At 68.5% G+C, this 21,779-nt stretch carries 23 protein-coding genes; 18 read left to right on the top strand and 5 right to left on the bottom strand.

The features are described from left to right. Positions 1-138 precede the first annotated feature (138 nt). From AB0873_RS28565 to AB0873_RS28545, 5 genes are all read right to left on the bottom strand, one after another. Positions 139-339, bottom strand: coding sequence for a hypothetical protein (locus AB0873_RS28565; protein ID WP_366603552.1), 201 nt, complete (start codon positions 337-339; stop codon positions 139-141). 293 nt (positions 340-632) lie between these two features. Then, positions 633-1,505, bottom strand: coding sequence for an oxygenase MpaB family protein (locus AB0873_RS28560; RefSeq protein WP_366603550.1), 873 nt, complete (start codon positions 1,503-1,505; stop codon positions 633-635). Beyond that, positions 1,502-2,731 (bottom strand): MAB_1171c family putative transporter, encoded by a 1,230-nt coding sequence (locus tag AB0873_RS28555; protein WP_366603548.1) that lies wholly within the window; start codon positions 2,729-2,731, stop codon positions 1,502-1,504. The genes AB0873_RS28560 and AB0873_RS28555 overlap by 4 nt, the downstream gene beginning before the upstream one ends. Before the next feature lie 6 nt (positions 2,732-2,737). Next, positions 2,738-3,310 carry a hypothetical protein gene (locus AB0873_RS28550; protein ID WP_366603546.1) on the bottom strand — a complete coding sequence of 191 codons (573 nt, stop codon included), beginning with the start codon at positions 3,308-3,310 and terminating at the stop codon, positions 2,738-2,740. 2 nt (positions 3,311-3,312) lie between these two features. Further along, positions 3,313-3,834, bottom strand: coding sequence for a hypothetical protein (locus AB0873_RS28545; protein ID WP_366603544.1), 522 nt, complete (start codon positions 3,832-3,834; stop codon positions 3,313-3,315). A 540-nt stretch (positions 3,835-4,374) separates the two neighbouring features. Here AB0873_RS28545 and AB0873_RS28540 point away from each other — a divergent pair. The 18 genes from AB0873_RS28540 to AB0873_RS28455 all read left to right on the top strand — a co-directional run bounded on the left by AB0873_RS28540 (position 4,375) and on the right by AB0873_RS28455 (position 21,687). Next, positions 4,375-4,956: a hypothetical protein gene (locus AB0873_RS28540; RefSeq protein WP_366603542.1), complete on the top strand. Its 582-nt coding sequence runs from the start codon at positions 4,375-4,377 to the stop codon at positions 4,954-4,956. Continuing rightward, the gene (locus tag AB0873_RS28535; protein ID WP_366603541.1) at positions 4,950-5,834 is read left to right on the top strand and encodes a hypothetical protein; all 885 of its coding nucleotides are present in this window, start codon (positions 4,950-4,952) and stop codon (positions 5,832-5,834) included. The genes AB0873_RS28540 and AB0873_RS28535 overlap by 7 nt, the downstream gene beginning before the upstream one ends. After that, positions 5,831-6,508, top strand: coding sequence for an SAF domain-containing protein (locus tag AB0873_RS28530; protein ID WP_366603539.1), 678 nt, complete (start codon positions 5,831-5,833; stop codon positions 6,506-6,508). Before AB0873_RS28535 ends, AB0873_RS28530 begins: the two co-directional genes overlap by 4 nt. A 1-nt stretch (position 6,509) precedes the next feature. Continuing rightward, positions 6,510-7,319, top strand: a complete 810-nt coding sequence (locus AB0873_RS28525; protein WP_366603537.1) for a ParA family protein — start codon at positions 6,510-6,512, stop codon at positions 7,317-7,319. 136 nt (positions 7,320-7,455) lie between these two features. After that, entirely contained in the window at positions 7,456-8,838 is a 1,383-nt protein-coding gene (locus AB0873_RS28520; RefSeq protein ID WP_366603535.1) for an ATPase, T2SS/T4P/T4SS family, read from the top strand. Further along, complete coding sequence (locus AB0873_RS28515) at positions 8,835-9,740, top strand: type II secretion system F family protein (RefSeq protein ID WP_366603533.1); 906 nt, start codon at positions 8,835-8,837, stop codon at positions 9,738-9,740. Before AB0873_RS28520 ends, AB0873_RS28515 begins: the two co-directional genes overlap by 4 nt. Then, positions 9,737-10,594: a type II secretion system F family protein gene (locus AB0873_RS28510; RefSeq protein ID WP_366603531.1), complete on the top strand. Its 858-nt coding sequence runs from the start codon at positions 9,737-9,739 to the stop codon at positions 10,592-10,594. The genes AB0873_RS28515 and AB0873_RS28510 overlap by 4 nt, the downstream gene beginning before the upstream one ends. Positions 10,595-10,623: 29 nt before the next feature. After that, the gene (locus tag AB0873_RS28505) at positions 10,624-10,824 is read left to right on the top strand and encodes a hypothetical protein (protein ID WP_366603529.1); all 201 of its coding nucleotides are present in this window, start codon (positions 10,624-10,626) and stop codon (positions 10,822-10,824) included. An 80-nt stretch (positions 10,825-10,904) separates the two neighbouring features. Further along, positions 10,905-11,246, top strand: coding sequence for a TadE family protein (locus tag AB0873_RS28500; RefSeq protein ID WP_366603527.1), 342 nt, complete (start codon positions 10,905-10,907; stop codon positions 11,244-11,246). Continuing rightward, on the top strand, positions 11,243-11,677 hold the full coding sequence (locus AB0873_RS28495) for a TadE family protein (protein ID WP_366603525.1): 435 nt from the start codon (positions 11,243-11,245) through the stop codon (positions 11,675-11,677). The genes AB0873_RS28500 and AB0873_RS28495 overlap by 4 nt, the downstream gene beginning before the upstream one ends. Further along, a complete protein-coding gene (locus AB0873_RS28490; RefSeq protein ID WP_366603523.1) occupies positions 11,674-12,096 on the top strand; it encodes a TadE/TadG family type IV pilus assembly protein in 423 nt (140 codons plus the stop codon). Before AB0873_RS28495 ends, AB0873_RS28490 begins: the two co-directional genes overlap by 4 nt. 20 nt (positions 12,097-12,116) lie before the next feature. After that, complete coding sequence (locus AB0873_RS28485) at positions 12,117-15,599, top strand: LysM peptidoglycan-binding domain-containing protein (RefSeq protein ID WP_366603522.1); 3,483 nt, start codon at positions 12,117-12,119, stop codon at positions 15,597-15,599. A 97-nt stretch (positions 15,600-15,696) separates the two neighbouring features. After that, complete coding sequence (locus tag AB0873_RS28480) at positions 15,697-16,077, top strand: hypothetical protein (protein WP_366603521.1); 381 nt, start codon at positions 15,697-15,699, stop codon at positions 16,075-16,077. Beyond that, positions 16,074-17,447 carry a hypothetical protein gene (locus tag AB0873_RS28475; protein ID WP_366603519.1) on the top strand — a complete coding sequence of 458 codons (1,374 nt, stop codon included), beginning with the start codon at positions 16,074-16,076 and terminating at the stop codon, positions 17,445-17,447. The genes AB0873_RS28480 and AB0873_RS28475 overlap by 4 nt, the downstream gene beginning before the upstream one ends. Positions 17,448-17,542: 95 nt before the next feature. Then, positions 17,543-17,842 carry a type VII secretion target gene (locus tag AB0873_RS28470; RefSeq protein WP_366603518.1) on the top strand — a complete coding sequence of 100 codons (300 nt, stop codon included), beginning with the start codon at positions 17,543-17,545 and terminating at the stop codon, positions 17,840-17,842. Positions 17,843-17,848: 6 nt separating this feature from the next. Beyond that, positions 17,849-19,513, top strand: a complete 1,665-nt coding sequence (locus tag AB0873_RS28465) for an alpha/beta hydrolase (protein ID WP_366603517.1) — start codon at positions 17,849-17,851, stop codon at positions 19,511-19,513. A 2-nt stretch (positions 19,514-19,515) separates the two neighbouring features. Continuing rightward, entirely contained in the window at positions 19,516-20,058 is a 543-nt protein-coding gene (locus AB0873_RS28460; RefSeq protein ID WP_366603516.1) for a hypothetical protein, read from the top strand. 267 nt (positions 20,059-20,325) lie between these two features. Beyond that, positions 20,326-21,687: a hypothetical protein gene (locus tag AB0873_RS28455; RefSeq protein ID WP_366603515.1), complete on the top strand. Its 1,362-nt coding sequence runs from the start codon at positions 20,326-20,328 to the stop codon at positions 21,685-21,687. The last annotated feature ends 92 nt before the right edge of the window (positions 21,688-21,779 follow it).

The following is a 21,779-nucleotide window of genomic DNA, read 5'->3' as shown; positions in this document are numbered from 1 at the left end:
GCTTTCTCGCGCTCTCGCAGAGGGCGCGGTCGAGCTGCGTGTGCGCCATCCCCACCAGTCCGACCCGCCAGAAGTCCTACCGCGACCATCGAGGCAATGGCGACCTGTATGTTCTCCCGACCGAACCCTTCGGCTCAGTTACCCGGGCGCGGCCGGAGCTGTGACCGCGAGCATCACCACCGTGCCAGCGATGAAGAACGGGCCCATCGGGATGTGAGCCCCACGACGCACACGTCCGGTGGCCAACAGCACGACACCGACGAGCCCCGCGCAACCGGTCCACCACAGGCCGGCCAGCAACACCGGCATGGTGGGAGCGGCGAGGACCACGACGGCCACCGTGACCACAGCGCAGAGCTCGAGCAGGTACGGCTGGGCCCCCGCCCGTTGCCGGCACCAGCCGCATCGACCGCGAGGCAGCAGTGCACCCCAGCCGGGCCCGAAAAGACTCACCTGCACGCCGCAGCTCTCGCAGGATCGCCGGCTGGCCCGACCCGCGGGGACGGCCAGGCGAACGACCATCCACCGCAGCAGCGGCGTGACTGAGAGAGCGAGCAGGATCAGCTCAACCCTGCCGGGCGCGTGAGGCTTCCCGACGCGCTGTGGCGCCGATAGCAACGCCGGCCGCCCGCTCATGCGCCGGGATGGCCAGGCACATGGGCATCCTGCGGACCGAGTTGGCTGACCTCGTACCCGTCGGGATAGCTCTTGGTTTTGATCCCATCGGCGAACAACGGCGTCGTCCGGGGTGCTCCGAACCAACGCTGGAACCGCGAGCGCGCCTTCAACCCTAGGTGCAGACCAGCCCGGACCGGCCACGCCGGCGCGTCGACCTGCATCGCCCGCCGGAGGGGCGCGTCGTAGATGGCGCTGACCAGCGCGTTGCCCAGCGGAGCGAGGGGCTTGGGGATGCGGGTGAGCATCAGCATGCGGGTGGCTCGCTCGATGGCGGCCGCGTCGTCGTTGGGCCTCAGGTGGGCCGCGTCGTGGGCGTCGAACCAGGACTCGAACGCCTCGTAGGAGTCGGGGATGTCGTGGATGCCCATCCGACGGCCGAGCTCTCGGTAGAAGAGGTAGGTGGCCTGCCGTTCGTGGCAGCACGGGCGGCGCCAGCCGTACCGCTGCAGCCAGCGAGTCGGGATCACCACCAGGCAGCCGAGGACGTAGAGGTAATCGTCGTTGCTGATGTCGTACGGGCGGTGGATCTGGTTGACCCGTCGCAGTGCCTCCCGCCCCCGCGGCTGGTCGAAGCCGTTGAGCACCATCTCGTACATCAGGAGCCCGGTGTCGTCGATGCGCTTCTGCGTACGCTCGGTCAGCTCGCCGGTCGCTGTGTGCACGGCCGCGATCGACGGGATCGAGAAGGACCGGTTGAAGGCGAGGTTCAGCCCGAGCTTCATGTCCCACGGGAACTCGTACCGCAGCATCGTCTGGTAGATGGCCAGGTAGTCATGTTCGGGGTTGAGGGCGCGGATACGAGCGAGGTTGGCGTATCGAGCTCTCATCGGTGGGCGTCTCCAAGAGTGGACTGCGAGGCGGGCAGGTGCCGGGAGGCAGCGAGCGTCCTGGCCACCACGAACGACCGGGTGTAGGTAATGGACACGAGCGTCAGCCAGGCGATCTCACCGGCGTAACCCCCGGAGGGACGGTGCAGGTCATCCGAGGGTAGAGGGAGCGTGACCGCAGCGCCTGCGCGGTGTTCGCGCAGCGCGCAGGCCAGATGTGCCGCCTCGACAGCGGCTCGCCGTTCTTCGGCAGCGAGCCCGGCCTGCTCGGCGTACTGCTCGGCCAGCGCGGTCACCCTGGCGTCCATGTACGGGCGCAGCGCGAGTCGAGCGTCCCGGATCTCGGCGACCCGGCGCGTCAGGGCGTAGTCGATGTCCCGTACGGCGGTGAGGGGTCGACGCAGACTCGCGTCGAGTTCCAGTTCCGGCAGCGCGGCGATGAGATCCCGCCAGAGTGGCTCCAGCCGCCGGTACGAGCGGAAATCGTCCCAGCGCCTGGTGATCGTCAGGATGGGACCCCAGGCCGGCAAGGTGAGGCCGACCATCATGAGCAGCGCGCTGATGGTCACCAGCACCGCCGCGATCTCCCGCTCGCCGGTTGGCTGGTAGCCGCTCCGGTAGGCAATCAGGTACACGATCTTGTTGGTGCTGTAAAGCAGGGCGAAGGCTGCGCCGACTGCGGTGATGCGGAGACCGCGGCGCAGCCAGGGGCGTCCACAGATCCGGGCGAAGCGCCAGCACAGCCGGCTGATGTCGATGCAGTAGGCGAAGAAGCCGAGGACCATGAAGATCAGCAGGTAGGCGGTCACCGCGGGGTCGGTGGCGTACTCGACGGTCAGGAGCACCGGGGTGTCGTAGGTCAGCGTGTAGGCGAACAGCCCGGCCATGGCGAGGAAGGCGCCGCTGGTGACCAGGATCCAGAGCCGGGTCCGAGAGGCCGCCTTGGCTCGTGGAAGCGCGAGATGGAGCAGCATGGTCTCGGCGCTCGCGGCGATCGCCATCGCGCAGCCGTGGGAGAGAACCTTCGCCAGATTGGGGAGTCCTGACGCGCGATCGATGGCGTTGGCGAGGGGCGGGACGGCGAGCGTGATCCCGAGGGCGAAGGCGCCGAGCGCGACACAGATTGCGCCGCGTGCGTGGCTCGGTTGCCGGCGTTGGAGCCGCAGCATGTAGCCGAAGGCAGTCCAGCCGGCGATCGCGCAGAGGGCGTAGAGGGCGCTGTCCATCCCTGGCTACCAGTCGGGGTGTTCCAGCGAGTGCCGCAGCCGGTCGTACAGTTCGGCCTGTCGGCCGTCGAGCGGCGCGTCGTCCTGTGCGGTGGCGACGCTGTGCGCTCGCCGAATTAGCAGCGAGCCGATCATCTCGGCCTCGCGTTCCTCCGCGGCGGCATAGTTGCTGCGGCCGAGACTGCGCTGGACCAACTCCGGGTCGAGGTCCGGCAGCAGCATCCGCGAGGCGTCCTGATCCAGGATCTCTGCGATCTGGTGACCAGCGATGAGGTGCCCCAGCTCGTGGCCGATGATCAGCATTTGATGCAGGGGCGACGTGTCCTGCTCGTAGAAGATGGCGTCGAACTCTCCGGTCGGTACGAACATCCCGCACACCGTGTGCGCCGGCAGCTTGATCGGTACCAGGTGGATGGGCCGGCCCCGGCGTTCGCCCAGAACCCGACACAGCGTATGTATGTCGAAGGGCTCCGGCGCGTCCAGCGCGGCCAACAGTTGCTCGCAGCGCTTGCGTAGTCGACTCAACGTCACGTCAGCGTTCCCCCGCTCATCGGTGTACTGCCACCGAAGGATCAGCACCGCTACCTGCGATCGTCAGATGCGTCGCTCGACCCCTCGGGGCCTGCGCTTCCGGCCACGGCTCGCAACCGCGCCACCATCTGCTCGATCAGTTGGGTGTCCGTGGCCGAGAGTCCACTGTCGGTAAGCACCTGGCGTAGTGCCACCCGCTTGACGTCCATCCGACGGAGATCGTTGAGCAGTCCAATCTGGTCCTGTACGCGTCGCGCAGCCGCTTCGTCGACGAAGTAGCCGGAGTTCACGCCGAAGGCGGCAGCCAAAGCACGTACGTGCGACATCCGGGGGTCGTTGGCCACGCCCCGGCGTAGCTCACCGATGTAGGCGGCGCTGATGGTGACCCCGGTTGCGCCCGAGGCTGCGTTGATCTTGTCGGCGATCTCCTTGTTCGTGTAGCGACGTCCAGCTTCGTCGGAGTCGCTCAGCTCCTCGGGGCTGGGCCGAATTTTGTCGAAGAGGTACTCCAGCCTGGCGGCCAGCGTGTCGAGCGACGGTAACTCTAGCTCAACGTGCCGATCTTCCACCATGATCCTTCACCCTCCAGCGACCTAAACAACAGTGTCGCAGATGGAGGCGCCGGCGAAACAGGTGTTGACACGCACACCGAACGTGAGCGTATCATCGCCTCTGCGTTGAGAAACGGGCGTTAAGCGCAGGTGCGGTCCGCTCAACGCATGTGTTTCAGGGGTCGACGGTGACGGGCCACTGATCCGAACGGGGGAGTTGCCAGTGGGAGGGATCAGCTCTATCAGGAGCGCAACGGGGGGATGCATCCCGCAGCACTCGCTGGCGGGCTCGGCTGGCAGACAGCCGATGGCGGGACACCGGCCGGCACGCCGTCGAGCCGAGGGGGTCGCGGGGCCGCTCAGGTAGGTGGAACCTCCTGGCGGCCCCGTGGCCATCGCCATCCCGCGACGCGCACACGCGGGGTGGACATCAGCGCGAGGTGCAGCCGCGCAGGTCGATGGTGGACTGCCGTGCCTCGGGGTTGCGGTCCCGACCATGAGCATCGCCGGCGTGGGCCTGAGCCATGCCAGCTGTCAGAGGGGGGGTACGCCTTGACCGCGATGACCAGCAAGGCCGTGAAACCGGCAGCCCGTTGGCTTGCCGTTGGGCTCACTGGCGCCCTGTTCGCCGGTGTCGCCGGTTGCGCGGACGAGAAGCCTGGCGTCACGCCGAGCACGAGTGCCTCGGCAGCGTCGGCATCGCCGTCACCGACGGTCGACGCTGAGGAGGCCGAGGCCGGGGCGGCAGCATTGACCGCGTACCGGAACTACGTCCGGAGCTATGTCGCCGCCTCCAACGAGGGCGACTACAACGCCGACCTCGACAGGTTCGTCGCGGACCCGGCACTGCTGACGGTCCGCCAGGATCTGTTGATCAAATTCCAGCAGGGGCTCATCACCACCGGGCAGCCAACCTCTACGCCGGCTGTGCGCAGGGTCGACACGCTGCAGCGTCCCTTCACCGCCGAGATCGAGGACTGCTTCGACACCAGCAGGTGGGACGTGGTCTCGAAGAAGACGAAGAAGTCGGTGCGCACGGAGGGACAGGCCACCAGGTACGTCGTGATCGCCAAGGCTGAGCTGTTCGACGACGGCCAGTGGCGGATCCGCGAGGTCAACGCTCAACGGGAGAGGCCATGTTGAACCGGATCAGCCGCGCCGCCGCGACGCTGGCCCTGGTGGTCGGTGCCGGCATTCTGCTCGGGCCTGGTGTCGCTCACGCGGACTACGAGCACTGCGATGCGCTGGGCAACTGCTACTGGGTGGTCGAGAACGGCGGCACCGAGGGCGGAGGCGACGGCGGGGGCAGCAACGGCGGCGGCGGAGCCGGCAAGGGCTGCAACTACGAGGGGCAGCCGGTTCCGTGCGTGGTCGACGAGTTCGGCGTGTGGGACGGATGGTGCTACATCAAGCGCATCTCACCGCCGCCGGGCGAACGGACCGACGGCTACTGGATCCTCCGGACTTGCGGCATCTACAGCGGGCTTCCGTCGCAGACGACGACCTGGTCACCGGACCCACCCGCAGGACTCCTGCCGACCTATCAGGAACTCGCGCAACGCGCCATCGCCGCGATGAACCTCAAGGGACCCGACATCGGGATCGCTCCCCGTAGCAGCGGCTCAGGCCTGGTCGGGCTGCCGATCTGGCTCTGGAACAACGTCAGCCCCACGACGTGGGGCCCGATCACCCGCAGCGCGGCAGTGCCAGGCCGGTCGGTCACCGCCACCGCCCGGGCACAGAAGATCGTCTGGAGCATGGGAGACGGCAACTCCGTCACCTGCACCAAGCCCGGCACGCCGTACCAGCCGTCGTTCGGCAACCGGAGGTCGCCGGACTGCGGATACGACGGCTACTCCCGGCCAAGCAGCACGCGACCCGGCGGGCGGTTCACCATCACGGCGACCACCTCGTGGCTGATCACGTGGAGCGGTGGAGGTGGCAACAACGGCTCCCAGTCAATCGATCTGTCTTCCACCACCACCGTCGACATCGACGAACTGCAGGTGATCACGTCATGACAAGCGCGCCGACCACATCTCCCCGTGCCGACGGGGCCGTCGCCGCACCGTACGCGGTGCCCCGAGTCGCGCCGCAACGGCGCTGGCGGCCAGCGCTCGTCTGGCTCGCGGTGGCGCTGATCGCCGCCGGGGGAGTGATCGCCGCCGCCGTGCTCCGCACGGTAGGCAGCACCGCAGAATATCTGGCGGTCGCCGCCCGGGTGGAGGTCGGCGCCACGATCGACCGGTCTGACCTGCACACCGTGCGCATCACCGTCGACCCGGCCCTCGAGCCCATCCGGGCCAGCGCCGCCGACACCGTCATCGGCAAGTTCGCCGCAGTCGCACTGGTGCCCGGCACCCTGCTGACCCAGGCACAGCTCACCGACGCCGCGCTGCCCGGTCCCGGTAGGCAGCTTGTCGGCATCAGCCTCCCGCAGGAGCGGATGCCCGCCGAGCGGGTGAAGCCGGGCGCCTCGGTCCTCCTCGTCATCACCACCGACGAAGGTCCCGCTGCGAATCAGCAGGCCACGGCGGCACCTATCAGCATCAAGGCCATCGTCGTGGACGTACGGCACGGCGTGAAGGAGGGAACGACGCTGCTCAACGTCGCGGTCCTCGAGCGCGACGGGCCGCTCGTGGCCGCCCGCGCCGCCGCCGGCCGGATCGTCGTTGCCCTGACCACGGAGAACTGACGTGGCAGTCATCGCCATGGTCTCGGCCAAGGGATCGCCCGGCGTCACCACCGCAGCCCTGGCCTGCACCCTGTCCTGGAGCGGGCGCACTGTGCTGGCTGAGTGCGACCCCGCGGGCGGCAGCATCCTGAGCGGCTATCTCTCCGGCTTCGAGATCCCACCGGTCGGTCTGCTGCCGCTGGCGGCGGCTGCCCTGCGCGAGCAACTCGCCGACACGTTCGCCCACCAAGTGGTCGACCTCGACGCCAAGCACCCGGGACGGCGGCTGCTGCTGCCCGGCATCAACGACCCGGTACAGGCGGGAACCATCCGGCCGACCTGGGAGCCGCTGGCGGCGTTCTTCAGCGAGTTGGAGCGGCGCGAGGACGGTTACGACGTCATCGCCGACTGCGGTCGCCTGACCACGAGTGCGCCGCCGTGGCCTCTGCTGTTCCGCGCCGACCTGCTCCTCCTCGTGGTGAGGACGGCAACGCTGCGAACCATCGCTCCGGCGGCCGCCGCAGCCGGGCTGCTCCGGCGGGAGCTCACCGAGTACGGGCAGGGAGCTGGTGCACTCGCGCTGGCCCTGATCGGCGACGGCCCCTACAGCCGGCGGGACATTGAACAGCGGTTGCAGCTGCCGACCGTGATGGAGCTGCCCGACGACCGGCGTACCGCCGAGGTGCTCAGTGATGGTGGCGGGCGGCTCCGCGGCAGTCAGCGGATGTTGCGCGCCGCCGCCGGTGCCGAACCAGCCGTACGGGAGGCCATCGCGCGCAGGCGGAGGCATCTCGCCCCGACCTCCTCGAGCGGGAGTAGCGATGTCCGATAGGCGTGGGTACAGCGGTCCGAGTTGGCCGGCGTCCGTCGACCGGTCCGCACCGAACGGCCGTCGCTGGCCGGCGAACGGCACTGCGGTCACCTCGATGCCAGGTGATGAACCGCCACCCGTCGTGGAACAAGGGAGGATGCCGGTCAAGATCGACTACGCAGCGGTGCGGCTGCTGCGAGCACGAGTCAGCGGCGAGCTGACTGCCGCGCTCCGCGAGACACCCAACGTCTCCCCAGGTCACCGCCAGGCGGAAGCGGAGCGCATTGCCGCGCGGCTGGTACGCGAGCACGTCGACGCTCTGCACCAGGCCGGACAGCCGATATCGCAAGCGGAAGAGGACGCCCTGCTCGATGCCGTCGCCGCCGACATGTTCGGCCTGGGGCGCCTTCAGCAGCTGCTGGACCGTACGGACATCGTCAACATCCACATCCTCGGCTGCGACAACGTGCGGATCGAGCACACCGACGGACGGATCACCGTCGGGGAGCCGGTTGCCGACAGCGACAAGGAACTGGTCGACATGTTCCAGGTGCTCGCGATGCGCGCGGGCGCGACGGAGCGTTCGTTGTCGTCCACCAAGCCCTGGTTGGACATGCAGCTGCCGGACGGCAGCCGCCTCACCGTACTCATGCAGGTGTCGGTCCGGCCCTATGCCGCCATCCGCCGGCACACCCTGATGGACGTCAGCCTCGAGGATCTTCGCGACCGGTACGGCGCCATGGACGAGCTGATCTGCCAGTTCCTCAAGGCGGCGATGGCCGCCGGCCTGAACATCATGGTCGCTGGCCTCGCCGACGCCGGGAAGACCACCCTGCTTCGCGGCCTGGCTCGCGAGATCCCTGCCGGCGAGCAGTTCGTCACCCTGGAGGAATCGCGCGAACTCGGCCTGCACACCACCGGGCGGCACCGCTGGGCGATGAGCCTCGAAACCCGGGAAGGGCACGGATCCCGCGGTGTCGACGGCCGACCCGCCGGCGAGGTCACGATCATGGACATGATCCCGCTGACCCTTCGGATGTCGGTCCAGCGAATCATCGTCGGCGAGGTTCGGTCCCGGGAGATCGTGCCGATGCTGCAGGCCATGGCCACCAGCAGGGGATCGCTCTGCACCATCCACGCTCGCCATCCTCGGGCCGTCATGGATCGCGTCATCGAGCTCGCGCTGCAGCACGGACCCGAGATGACCGCTGAGCTGGCGCGACGGATGGCCGCCGGTGCCATCGACCTCATCGTGTACCTCAGCGTGGAGGACGAGACCAAGCTCGGCGGGCGCAAGCACCGCTACGTCTCAGAGATCGTCGAGGTCGGTGGGATGAGTGGCGAGCACCTCGTCACCACGCAGATCTTCGGGCCCGGGCCGGATGGGCGAGCCGTACCGCGACACCTGCCTGAACGGCTGCTCGAGTCCTTCCTGCGAGTCAGCTACGACCCTCGCCAGCTCACCAGCTACATCCAGCAAGGGCAGCACAACCGTGGTGCGTGGACCAGCCGCCTCGAGACGCTGGCGAGGCGGCCATGAGCCTGCTCGACCTCGCCGCTGTGCTCGCGGGGCTGCTCGCGGCCGCGGGCGCCGTGGTCGGTGTGGCCGGCGTCGTGGGAACTACCCGGCCTTCCCGTCCACCGTCGGCGCTGCAACAGAAGGCCCGCCGTTGGTGGACCGGGCCCGGGCGGACCCGCCACGAGCAGCGGAACCATCAGGTCAAGCTGATCATCGCCGTCGTTTCCGCCGCTTTGACCTGGCTCCTGACCGGCTGGCCCGCGGCCGGGGCGATCATCGGCGTCGCTGTGCCGGGCGTACCCTGGCTGTTCGCCGCCGGACGGATAGAGAAGCACGCGATCGCGCGGCTGGAGGCCGTCGAGGCGTGGACCCGCCGCCTGGCGGACATCGTCGCCCGGGGAATCGGCCTGCAACAGGCGGTCGTGGCAACCGCCGCGACGGCGCCGCAGCTCATCGAGCAGGAGATCCGTGACCTCGCGGCGCGGCTGCAGGCCGGTGTAGACCCGATCGCCGCACTGCAGCAGCTGGCCGAGGACCTCAACGATTACACCGCCGACCAGGTCATCGCACCGCTCATGCTGCACGTCACCGACCGCGGTGAGGGACTGCACGAGGTGCTGACCGGCATCAGCCGGTCCATCGCGGCGGAGATCGAGATGCGCGCGACGGTGGACGCCAAGCGCGAAGGCCCCCGCTTCGCGGTGCGGTTCCTGACCGGAATGACCATCCTGCTCCTGGCGTACGGGGTGCTCAACCCGCACTACCTGCAGCCCTACGGCAGCAGGCTGGGGCAGCTCGTCCTGCTTTTCCTCGCCGCGCTCTACGTCGCCCTGATGACCTCGGTACGCACACTGAGCCTTCCACCCAAGCGGGAGCGCCTACTGCCGCCGGCCGGCGTGGGGTCCGTGGGAGCGTCGGCATGAGCAACGGTCACCTCACCGCGATGGTCATCGCCGGTGCGATGGCGGGGCTTGGGCTGTTCCTGCTGGTCGTCCAGCTGATCCCGGCCCCGCCGGCACTCGGGCCCGCGCTTCGCCGGCTGCACGCGATGAGCAGCCCGAGCAGTCCGCCGGCCGGCATCAGCTGGCTCCGGCGCCGATTCGCGGTGCCGCACGCCGACCTGCGGCTGCTCAGCCGCAGCACCGACCAGTACCTGCTCACCCTTGGGCTGTCCGCGCTGTTCTGCCTCATCCTGCCGGCGTTGATCACGATCGCCGTCGCGGTCCTGGCACTGCCGATACCCGTCTTCATTCCCGTCGCTGGCACAATTGCCGCCGCGTTGGCTGGCGTGGTGTTGGCCCATCGGGAGGTCACCGTCAAGGCCGCTGCCGCTCGGGCGGAGTTCACCCGAGCCATGTGCACCTATTTGGACCTCGCCTCCCACCAGGTCCTCGGTGGTCACGGCCCGGTCGAGTCGTTGGACCGAGCGGCCAGTGTCTGCCAGGGCTGGGTCTTCGCCCGAATCCGGGAAGCCCTGCTCAGCGCGCAGCTCCAGCTGCGGCCGCCGTGGGACGAACTGAAGGTCCTCGCCCGCGACATCGAGGTCATCGAGCTCGGCGACCTGGCAGACATCATGCGCACCGCCGGCAACGAGGGCGCCAACGTACACCAGACGCTGCGCGCTCGCGCCGACTCGATGCGGGACCGGATCCGCACCGAAGCCCTCGCTCAAGCCGAGCTACGCACCAACAAGCTCGACATCCCCGCCGCGGCGCTGATCCTCGTGCTCCTCGTCCTCATCGGCTACCCGTTCATGGCCCGCCTGTTCGTCCGCTGACCCGCAACCACTCACGGAGGGATCCCGCCATGCACACCATCCGCGCTCTCGTCGCCCACCTCGCAGCCAGTTGGCAGCTCATGACCGATCCGGCTGAGGCCGACCGAGGCGACAGCCCCGTCGGCACCGCCGTCATCACCGCCATCCTCGTCGCCGGTGCCGTGGTCGTGGCCGGGGCGATCGTCGCCGTCGCCAACGGCTGGGTCGCACTCATCCCCACCCAGCCGTGAGGAAGATACGTGTGGTTCGCCCGCGCCCGATTTGGCGCGGGCGGACCCGCCCCTGCCTTCGTGACCGGGGCAGCTCGCCGGTGGAGTTCGCCGTCATCGCCCTGCCGATGCTCCTGCTCACCTTCGCCGTGGTGCAGACCGGCCTGGTCTTCTTCGCCCAATCCATCGCCTTGGCCGCCGCCACCCAGGGAGTCAACGGCGCCCGTGGCTACCAGTCCACGGCCGCAGCCGGCGAGGCCCGAGCCGTGAACTTCCTGTCCACAGCCGGGGCCGGCCTGGAGGACCGCCAGGTCGTCGTCACCCGTACGACGACGGAGGTGCGAGTCACCGTCACCGGCCGGGCGATCGCCGTGCTTCCCGGATTCAGCTGGACGATCAGCAAGTCCGCGCACGGACCCGTCGAACGGCCGACCGCACCATGAAAACGAGGTGGACCGACGGAGAACGCGGATCGGCGTCCATCGAGATGGCCGTGGTCGCGCCGGCGATCCTGGCGCTGTTCACCACTGCGGTCATCGGTGGCCGGGTCAACCTTGCTCGGCAAGCTCTCGAAGCGGCGGCCTACGACGCCGCACGCACCGCCTCCTTGGCACGTACCTCAGGCGAGGCTAGCGCGCAGGCACTGGCGGCGGCGAACACCACTCTCAATGCCCAGGGGCTGAGCTGCACGAGCCTGAACGTCACGGTCTCGACTGCAGGCTTCGACGTACCTGTCGGGCAACCCGCCACCGTCACCGCCAGGCTTGCCTGCACCGCGACCTTCTCCGACGTCGCGCTACCGGGCATGCCGGGCTCGGTACGGATCAGCGCATCCTTCACCAGCCCGTTGGACACCTACCGGGGAAGATCATGAGAGCCGCGATCCGCCGGCTCGGCAACGACCAGGGCCGGATCACGATCTGGTACGCCGTACTCGCGCCGGCCCTGCTCGCACTTGTCGGCCTCGTCGTCGACGGCGGCGCCAAGGTGCGCGCGTACCAGCGAGCGGACAACATCGCCGCCGAGGCGGCCCGGGCCGGCGGGCAAGCGATCAAGGCCGGACAAGCCATCGACGGAGGTGCCAAGGAGATCGACGCCTCGCTCGCCGTCCCCGCCGTGCAGGCGTATCTCGACGACCTCGACGGGGTCACCGGCAGCGTCACCGTCGACGACGCCCAGCGACTCACCGTCACGGTCACCGTCTCCTACAACCCGATCCTGCTCGACCTCTTCGCTGGCGGCACCGGCACGACCGTGACCGGCCGAGCGACCGCGAACCTGATCGCCCAGTAGCAGCCTGCAAAGGAGCACCCGTGGCACGCACTGCACCCACCGCTGGCCGCGGCCAACAGGTAGTCACCGGCGTTGGCGCGGTCGCTCTGCTCGCTGTGATCGCCGCCCTGCCACCCGCGTTGCTCTGGGCCGCCGGTAATCCGCTCGCCGAACTCGGCAGCTGGATGGCCACCCTCACCGAAGATCCGAGCGCCGCCATCAGCCAGGCCTGGCAGGCACTCAGCGCCCGCGACGACGGCGACCTGTTCCTGCGGGCACTGGCGCTGGTCGGCTGGGTGGCAGCTCTCCTGGCCGCGTGGGCCTGGGTCACCTTCCTCGTCGCCGTCCTAGCGGAGGCTGCTGCACAGGTGCAGGGCCTCCGGAAGGGACGCGTTCCACGCCACGTCACACGGATCCCCGGCATGCGCCTGCAGCAGCAAGCCGCCGCCGCGCTGGTTGCCGCCATCGTCGGCGCGTTTGCTGCACCAGCCCTGGCCTCGGCTGCCGTGCCTAGCGTCGTCGTTCAACCCGTCGCGGTCGGAGCTGCCCAGCTGACCAGCGACCGGATCACCCCACCGGTCGCTCAACACAGCAAGGCGACCAACGAGGACTACCTTGAGCACCTCGTGGAGCGTGGCGAGAGCCTGCTCGCCATCGCGGAGCGGTACAACGTCCCGTGGCAGCGCCTGGCCGAGGCGAACCAGGGGCTACCGCAACCAGACGGGCGCAGCCTGCAACCGGGCAAGACACGGGTCTACGCCGGGTGGACACTGCGAATTCCGCTATCCGTCGCACCGACCGCCGCCATTACGTTGACCCAGGCTGCGCCTGCCGGGACGGCTGAGTCGGTGACCTACTCGGTGGCGCGCGGCGACTGGCTGTCGGGCGTCGCGCAGCGTTTCCTTGGCGACGCCGACCGCTACGGCGAGATCGCCGCTCTCAACCCGCAGCTCGAGCGGCGTGACGACCGCTTCCCCGACCACATCGAGCCCGGATGGCACATTCGCCTACCCGAGGATGCCCGCGACAGCGGCCCCGTCGAGCACGCTCAGGGCCGGGTCGTCGGCGACCGCACGCCGATGGAATCCGGCGGTCCGGCGGGCGATTCCCGTACGCCGAACGAAGGCCGGGGCTCGGACCCGGCGGAGACCGGAGGTCCAAAGCCCGGAGACGCCGCCCCGTCGCCAACCGCCGTGCCCACAAGCCCGCCGGCTGCTCCGGCCGCCCCCTCCGCCTCGGCCAGCGCCCCTGCTGACAACCCGACAGCCACGGCACGTCCCACCGACCAGCCAGCGACCGCCGAAACGGACCCGGGAGGCACACAGCCGGAAGTGGAAGGCGACGTCAACGAGGGCATCCTGCTGGGGGCGCTCGCCAGCGCAGGTCTCCTCTCTGCCCTGCTGCTCACCTCAGTGATGCGGCAGCGGAGGCATCAACGCCAGCACCGCCAGCCCGGTCACCGCCTGCCGCATCCTCGCGGCGGAGCGACGGAACGGGCGATGCGGGTCGCCGAACAACCTGCCGACGTCGACCGGCTCGATCTCGCTCTACGCAGCCTTGCCGCAGCGTTGGCCGATCGCGAGGAGCCCCTACCGGACATCGCCGCTGCCTGGATCGTTGATCAGAGCGTCACCGTCGTGCTCACCGAACCGGCGCCGCAGCCACCCGCCCCGTGGATCGGCGACCACCGTCACTGGACCCTGCCCGCAGACGCCACGGTCCCGCCCGTCACCGAGCAGCTCGCGCCGCTACCAGCCCTCGTCGCCGTCGGGTCTCAACCGGGACGGCATCTCCTTCTCGACCTCGAACGCCTGGGCAGCCTCACCATCGCCGGCGACAGCGAACGCACCCTGGCCCTGCTGCGCCACGTCGCCTGCGAACTCGCCTGCAACGCGTGGTCCGACGAGGTCGAGATCGTCCTCACGGGGTTCCCTGCACGCGAGACAGAGCTGCTGACCGCTCTCAACCCGGACCGGGTGCGGGCAGCTTCCTCAATCACCGAAGCCGTCAGTCGCCTTCGACGGCGCCGCACCGCGGTGACCGCCGCTCTGAGCGCCTCCGGAGTAGCGGACGCCCTCGCCGGCCGCATCTCCGACAACGGCGAAGCATGGGCACCTCAAGTGCTGCTCGTCGCTGATCCGGACGTCGACGATCTCGACCTGCTCGACGAGCTCGGCCGAGAACTACGGGAGGCCGGCCGGTGCGCTGTCGCTGTAGCCACCACCACGAGGGTCCACGCAGCGACCGGCCCGAACACAGCCGTAATCGACGAGGACGGGATGCTTCAACTCGCACTGCCGTTCCTGCTCGTCGAGGGAGTGGCGGCCGGCCTACCCGTGCGCGAGCTTGAGCCACTTGTCGAGATCATGGCGCAGGCGCGGAACGCGACCTACGAGCCGACGCCGCCGGCGGCCGAACTGGAGCACTGGGCCGAAGGCACCGACGCCGCCGGCTCAGTGCTCGAGCTCCTTACCGCCACCGAGACTGCCGACCAGGCAGCACCCGAAGCACCGGAAGACGCTGATCGCGATGTTCCCGACGCGTCGGCATCAGCGGACCCCATTACTGCTGTGCCGAGGTTCGGCAGCGGCCGGGCGCTATCTTCTGCGCCTGGCCGCGAGATCAACGCGGCGATCCGGCAGCGGCGCCGCCAGTCCGACCCGGAACTCGACTCGGACCTACGGGCTTGGCGTGAGCAGGATGAGACTCGGCCCCGTATCGCCGTGCTCGGTCCGGTGAGCATCGATGCGCCCGGTCCGGCGCCAGCCCAACGCCGCCGCTTCCACGCGGAGCTCATCGTCTACCTCGCCCAGCGAGGCGCCCGAGGAGCCTCCGCCGAGCAGCTCACCGATGCGCTGTGGCCCGACCAGCAGGTCAAGGATGCCAGCCGCCGGGTCGCCATCACCCGGGCCCGTCGCTGGCTGGGGGAGAGGCAGGACGGCACCGCCTGGTTGCCAGAGATGGGATCCGACCGCCTGTACCGGCTCGATCCGGGCTACCTGCTGGACTGGCATCTGTTCCGCCGCCTGCGCAGTCGCGGGCAGAGCCGCGGCCCAGCCGGGGTCAAGGACCTACGGGCTGCGCTGGAACTCGTTCGGGGAGCACCCCTCGACGGCGCTGATCGCGCGTACGCCTCCGGCACCCGCAACCCCTTCACCTGGCTGCCCGAGTCGGACATCTATCCCGGGCACATCACCTCTGCGATCGTGGACACCGCCCACGACCTCGCGCAGCTGTACCTCGAAGCGGGGGACACGGCCAATGCTCGATGGGCCGTACAGCAGGCGTGGTTGGCCGATCCCGATCGCGCCGACGACGAACCATGGCGCGACATCATGCGGGCCGCCCACGCCGAGGGCCACGCCGCAGAGCTGCGCAACCTGCTCGGGGAGCTGATGCGCGCACGGGAAGCCGAGGTACCGGAGGATCTGGCGCCCACCACCTACGCGCTACTGCGCGACCTCCTGCCGGACGTGTTCGCTGCGACTTCCGTAAGCGGATCCGGGGGAAGGGCTACCAACTGACGATCTTCGACTGACCTGAGACACGACTTGCTATCACAACGACACGACATACGGAGCGAGGTCGATCCTCTTGCAGACCATCAACCATGGAGACGACATGAAGTACGTCGAGGCGGCGAAGGAAATCAGCGCTCGCCTACGCGGCGAAGCCGGCGATCTCGCTGCCGCCGCCGCGATGCATCTGGCGTGTGAGGCGTGGAAACGGCTGGCCGGTAGCGACATCGCATGGGACCGCTTCGGCCTGGAGCTCCTCGACCTCCGAGCGAGGCTGTACTCGGATCACCGAGAGGTGGTCGTCGAAGCTGAGGCCCCGGTCCGGGACGATGCGGAGACCCGCCTCGCAGTGACCGGCATGCTCGAGCTACTCGCTCGCTACCACGAGCGGTGCGCGGTCGATGAGCGCTTCGAGTTGGCCCGACGGCTCAGTCACGACGCCGGCGCCCAGCAACTTCGGCGCGCGGCAGCGGCCCTGGGATGACCTTCGGTCACTGGCGCAGGGAGGCGTACGAGGCGCTGAGCGCGGCCAACGTGGCGATGGGCCAACGGCGCGCAAACACCGCAGCCGACATCAACACCGCCGTCACGGCCAGATGCGCCATCTTCGCCCAGTTGGCCAGAGCGACCGAACTACTGGTCGGTGGCCGCCCGACACCGGAAACGCCGGATCGGGCGCAAGCTTCGGCGATCCTGACGCGACGCGGGCAGACGCTGACCAAGTTCTACGTCGGGCTGCGAGCCGCTGCGATCGTTGACCGTCAGTTCCCATCCACTCCCGCGATCGTCCGTACTGAGCCGGCGCGCTCGTTGCGTCGGGCTGCGGATGCCATCGGCGTGATCGGCGACATCCTCGCCAGCCACGTTCCGCCTGGCCGAGGACCGCGTACACCAGAAGGGCTCGCCATCCGCGCCGGCGGCGGAGTCCAGTCCGGCCTCGCGGACCTCGCCAGGTTGACCGCTCGCGCGGTAATGATCGATATCGCACTGCCCAGATGGCTCGAGCACGCGCCGGGCTCCCTGGCCGAGATCTACCGACCGGTGGCGGTGACCGCCAAGTGGACCGCCAGCAGTCGCCTCAGCACAGTCGCCCGCGACCTCGTCGCCGCAGGGAGTGGACAGGCACCACTGAGCGACCTCAATGTCGCTCGGTCTCCGCTGAATCCCGCTCCCGGCGTCAGCACCGTAGACGATGCGATCGCGGCCCTCGCCGCCGCTCGAACCTGGATGTGGCACAACCCGGCGCAGCTCACCGGCGAGCACCTCCAGCTCGGAACTCAAGTTGGGCTGGCCGTGCACATGCTCACCAGCGGAGGCGACCCGAAGATGGTCGGCGGGTGGCGGCAGGCGGCGATCGCGGCCGCGGAGCTTCGTGCCACCCCACCGGTCGGTCCGGCCCGGGACGCTGCAGCGGAGTTGGCAGAAGCCCTGCGCTGGCTACGGTCACGATCGCCGATCCGCCGCGGCGGACGCGGGGAACTGCGCCACCAACAGATCTCGCGTCTCGATGCCGAGCTTCCGTTCATGGCCGCGACGCTCCACAAGGGGCTGACCGCTGCTCTGCAACGGCGGGAGCTTTCCGTCCGGGCCGAGTCATCTCTGCGGCGGCAGGCGGGCTCCCTCGTCTTCGGCACCACCGAGCGCTGGCGGCCGGCGGTAAAGGACGACGACGTGGTGCAGGATCTCACCCAGGCGCTACTGCAGCAGCATGACGTCGACCGGGATGGCGGTCAGCCCGTCGCCGCCGCTCAGGCTTTTCCCCACCCACCACGACCAACGTCTTCTTTGCCTCGAGTGTCGTCAAGCCCGACACCTGAGATGACACCGAGGCGTGCACGCCCTCGTTCACGTTGACTGCGCGCAGTGCAGGAAGGTCACCTCCTGCTGCTGCTCTTTGGATTGGCGTGGTTACTGTAGGCTCGCAACATCTCGGGGGAGGGCGCACAGTCGTGGAGCTTCGCGTCGAGCCGGAACTGCTGGATCGGGCAGCGCAGGTTGCCGATGAGCTACGCGATGAGCTGCGGAAGAGCGCGGCCGATGTCGGAGACGAGACGGATGGCGCGGTAGCCGGGTTGGCCGGGTGGCAGACGCGGACGGCGTTGGAGCAGTTGCGGTGGTCGTGGTCGGACGACCTGGCCAAGCTGACCAGTTACCTTGAGAAGGTCGGCGATGGGCTTCGAGGGTGCGCGAGGGACTACCGCTACAGCGACGAAGCCAGCGCGACGCGCTTCGACATCCGCCGGCGGTGACTCACGATGGTCACCTATGCCGACCTTCGTGACGCCCGACTGGGGCCAGTCAGGTTCGCTGCGCAGGCGTGGGCGGACCTGGCACGGGCGTGCGCCAAGATGGAAGAGCGGTGCGGCGTCGAACTGACCGGTCCGCTCCGCAGCTCTGGATGGCAAGGGCCGGCCGCCACCGAGGCGCTGCGGCGGCTCAACGAACTCGACGACGAGTTCGAGGTCGCAAGCCTGCAGACCCGGACTGCCGCCAGCCTGCTGCGGGAGGCGGCCGAGCAGCTCGAGGATCTGCAAAGGCGGCTCGATGCAGCGGTCGATGCAGCTGCCTCCTTGGGCCTGCGCGTTGACGACTCGGGTCGTGTCTCCGCGCCGATGATGTCGGCGGACGAGCGGCATGACCCGGACGCCGACCTCACGCATCGCCGCGAGATGGAGAACGCGCGCATCTACAGCGACCTTATCGTGAGGATCGTCAACGAGGCCACCGAGGTCGACAACCGGATCGCCCGGGCGCTGACCCAGCTGAAGGCGGGGATGCCGGGCCAGCACGCGTGGGAGTACAACAAGGTCCGCGACGCAGCGCAGAGCGCCGCCGCAGCCCTCGGACTCAGCGAGGCCAGCATCCCCGTGCTTGGCAGTGACCCCGGCGCCGTACGCGCCTGGTGGAGCGGCCTGTCAGCGGATGAGCGGCAGGTGTACCTGGCCGCGTACCCCGAGCGGCTCGGCGCCCTGGACGGCCTGCCGGCGACTGACCGTGACTTCGCCAACCAGCTTGCGCTGCGCGCCTTCGTCGGTGACAACGTCAACCAGCAGGCCGGTCTCGACAGCCCGCAGCACGCCACCGCGCTGATGCTCCTCGACAAGCTGGAGAGTGCCGAGAACGCCCCACCCGACAAGCGCCTGTATCTGCTATCCGTCGATCCGACGGGTGATGGGACGGCGGCGGTTGCCATCGGAAACCCGGACACGGCCGGCCACACTGCGGTCCTCGTTCCCGGCGTCGGCAGCGAGCTCGACGGCATCCGCGGCTTGATCAACCGGGCGAGCCTCCTGCAGGACACCGCGGTCAAGCTCGACCCGACCGGACCGCCGGTCGCCGTCGTGGCCTGGCTCGGTTACGACACTCCCTCGGTCGACACCGACATCGTCACCGCGCCGTTCGGCGGTAAGTCCGAAGCCGGCGCGCGAGCACTCGACGGCTTCGTCGACGGGCTGCGCGCCGCCCACGACCCCAGCGCCTCCCACCTGACGGTGATCGGGCACAGCTACGGCTCGACCGTGCTCGGGGAAGCCGCCAGCCGCGGCGACGGCATCGCCGCGGACGACGTCATCGCTGTCGGAAGCCCCGGGATGCGCGTCGAGAACGCTGGCGACTTCAACCTCGACGCCCGCCACGTCTGGGCCGGCGCCGCAAGCGACGACACCTTCGTCGCCCGGCCCGAACAGAATGCCCGCTGGCTGACCGGTGTGCCGATCGTCGGCGGCTGGTTTGCCGAAGGAGCCGTGGGCATCCACGGGCCGGCGCCGCACAACCCCGAGTTCGGCGGCAACGTACTGGATGTCGACACCTCCGGCCATAGTGACTACTGGAGACCGAACAGCCAGGTCCTGAACTCGCAGGCAGCAGTGATCATCGGCGACTACGACGCTGTCGCGCTCGAACACGGAGAGGCACCCTGACCGTGAACCGCTGCACCGCCAGATTCTGGCGCCTTTCGCTTGCTGCCGTCGCGTTCGCCATCGCCGCGACCGCTTGTACTGGCGACAAGGCCGACGACGACCCGCGGAGTAAGGGAGAGCCGTTGCAGACGAAGTCGGTGGCGGAGGTGCTTCAGCTGGTGCAGACCCGGGCGCAGGCGGTTGCCGATGCGGCGGGCGGTCCGCTGGAGAACTGGAGCACCAACACCGTGCCGTGTGAGGGACAGCGCGGCGAGATCGCCGATGACGGTCGGTGGTACCTGGGCGCCTCGGCCAACCTTCGGGTCGCTCCGGCCGAGCAGCTCGCCACGCTCGCCCGTGTTCGGGAAGCGCTGCGACAGCAGGGCTACGACATCACCGAGGACCGCACCTTCGCCGACGGCACCCGAAGCTCGCTGTCGGCCCGTGACCCCAGCACGGCGGTCACGGTCACACTCACCACTACCAAGAGCCTCGACCACGTGGCCGTTGGTCTCTTGAGCGACTGTTACTTGCCCGCTGCTGGCGAAGACCCGGCCAACACTTGAGCTCGGCTGCGGGGTGGCCGCCGGCCTTCCTGACATTCGATCGCCTTCGAGTGATGAACGTTGCCGACTTCACTACGTCTCAGCCCTGCCCCGGCTGATTAACGCGGCATCAATCGAGTCCCGCGCGTAATCCTGGGTAGCTCATGCCATGGATGACCCACGCGGCAGGCGGGCTGATGGTCGCGCTGAACGACGTCGAAAGAACCGAGTTGGACTGGTTGCACGGCGTGGGCCAATGCAGAAGGGCCGCCTCGCAGCTACACTTTGATGGTGATCCAAGGTCTATTTCGCTCGTGGCACCGCGAAAACCGCCTCCTTTCCGACTTCCTGAACTCCGCCTATGCTGCCCCGGCGCAGATGAAAATCGCGAGGATGAGTGCCGAGGAGATCGAGGAGCCGGACGAGACCTTGATTCGCCTACTGGTTGACGAGATGCGCGTCCAGCCGCCGCGACTGCTCGGCCAAGAGCGAGCCTCGGTGGGAGAAGGCCGTCGGCGGCCAGGGAGCGGCGGCATACGGCACCTGACGGAGCGTCACTACATTGCCGTCCAGGTTGAGGGCGAAATCGAACTGCTGGACTACTGGCCGGACGCCGCAGAATCTGAGCTGCAGCCAATTGACGCTGCGCCACTCGGCGAGGGCGAAGCCGGCTTCCGGGCCTGCCCTCCAGAGCTGGAACACGATATGCGCACTTACGAGCTCGAACTGGCTCAGGAGCGGTGGTTTCTCGGTGATCGAACTGACCACGGACCCCGTGCCCTTTACACCTGGCTGGATCTGACTCAAGAGGACGAGGAGGATGTCGCTCGGGGCGAACTCGACCTGCACGCCGAGGTGAACAAGCAACGGGCCCGCATCGAGCCAATCGTTACTGCTATTGCGGCTCAGACCACGGCCTTCTTTGACTCCGATCTTCCTGAGAAGCTCCGTGTAGTTATTGAAGCACGACGAAGGCAAATCGAGGCACGTCGCGCCGTCCAAGCGAGCCTTACTTGGCCGAACGGCTGGAAGTACCCAGAGCCTCGACTGGAGGCTGACCCGGCATTGATAGGCGGAGGGGTGGCCGCTCCGTCTCCGCAAGATGTCCACGTCGAGCAGCGGTCACGACTAGCTGACGCAACCTTCGACGATGTGATACGTACTATACGAATCTGGGTGGACGCAGTAGAGCGGCATCCCAAGGCTTACGCCAGTCTGGTTGAGGATAGGATCAGCGATCTCCTTACGGCCACGCTAAACGCGGCATTGCCGGGAGCTCATCGGGAGGTTTACAGTCGCGGAGGAAAGTCCGATATCTATATCAGGGCTGACGCAGTAAATGCCGGAGCAGGACCGGCGAAGGTTTTCATTTGTGAATGTAAGTGGTGGCGTGGGGCGTCGAAGGCCCAGGAAGCTCTAACTCAGCTGTTCGGTTATCTGGACAACAAAGACACTGCAGCCGTCCTGATGTTCTTTGTTCCGCTCGCCAACCCGAGTGTGGCTCACATGGAGGCGCGGCAAGCCCTAGCTGCCCGGGGCGAGTTCCTGGACGCAAAGGTTGGGGCGGCCGGCTGGCCGGTCTTGCGTTTCGAGACCAATGGACGGAGTGTCTCGGTGTGCCTCGCGTTCGCTGACCTACCCAGAACTTAATACTCCAACGTCACTTGGCTTCGGCGTTGGGCGTGGCGCGGGCATGAAGACGGCCACCGCGTTGATCATCGATGGTTTGTGAGGACAACCGA

Source organism: Micromonospora sp. NPDC047707, assembly GCF_040704235.1.
Classification (GTDB): domain Bacteria; phylum Actinomycetota; class Actinomycetes; order Mycobacteriales; family Micromonosporaceae; genus Micromonospora.
This window is presented reverse-complemented; position numbering and strand designations above follow the sequence as displayed.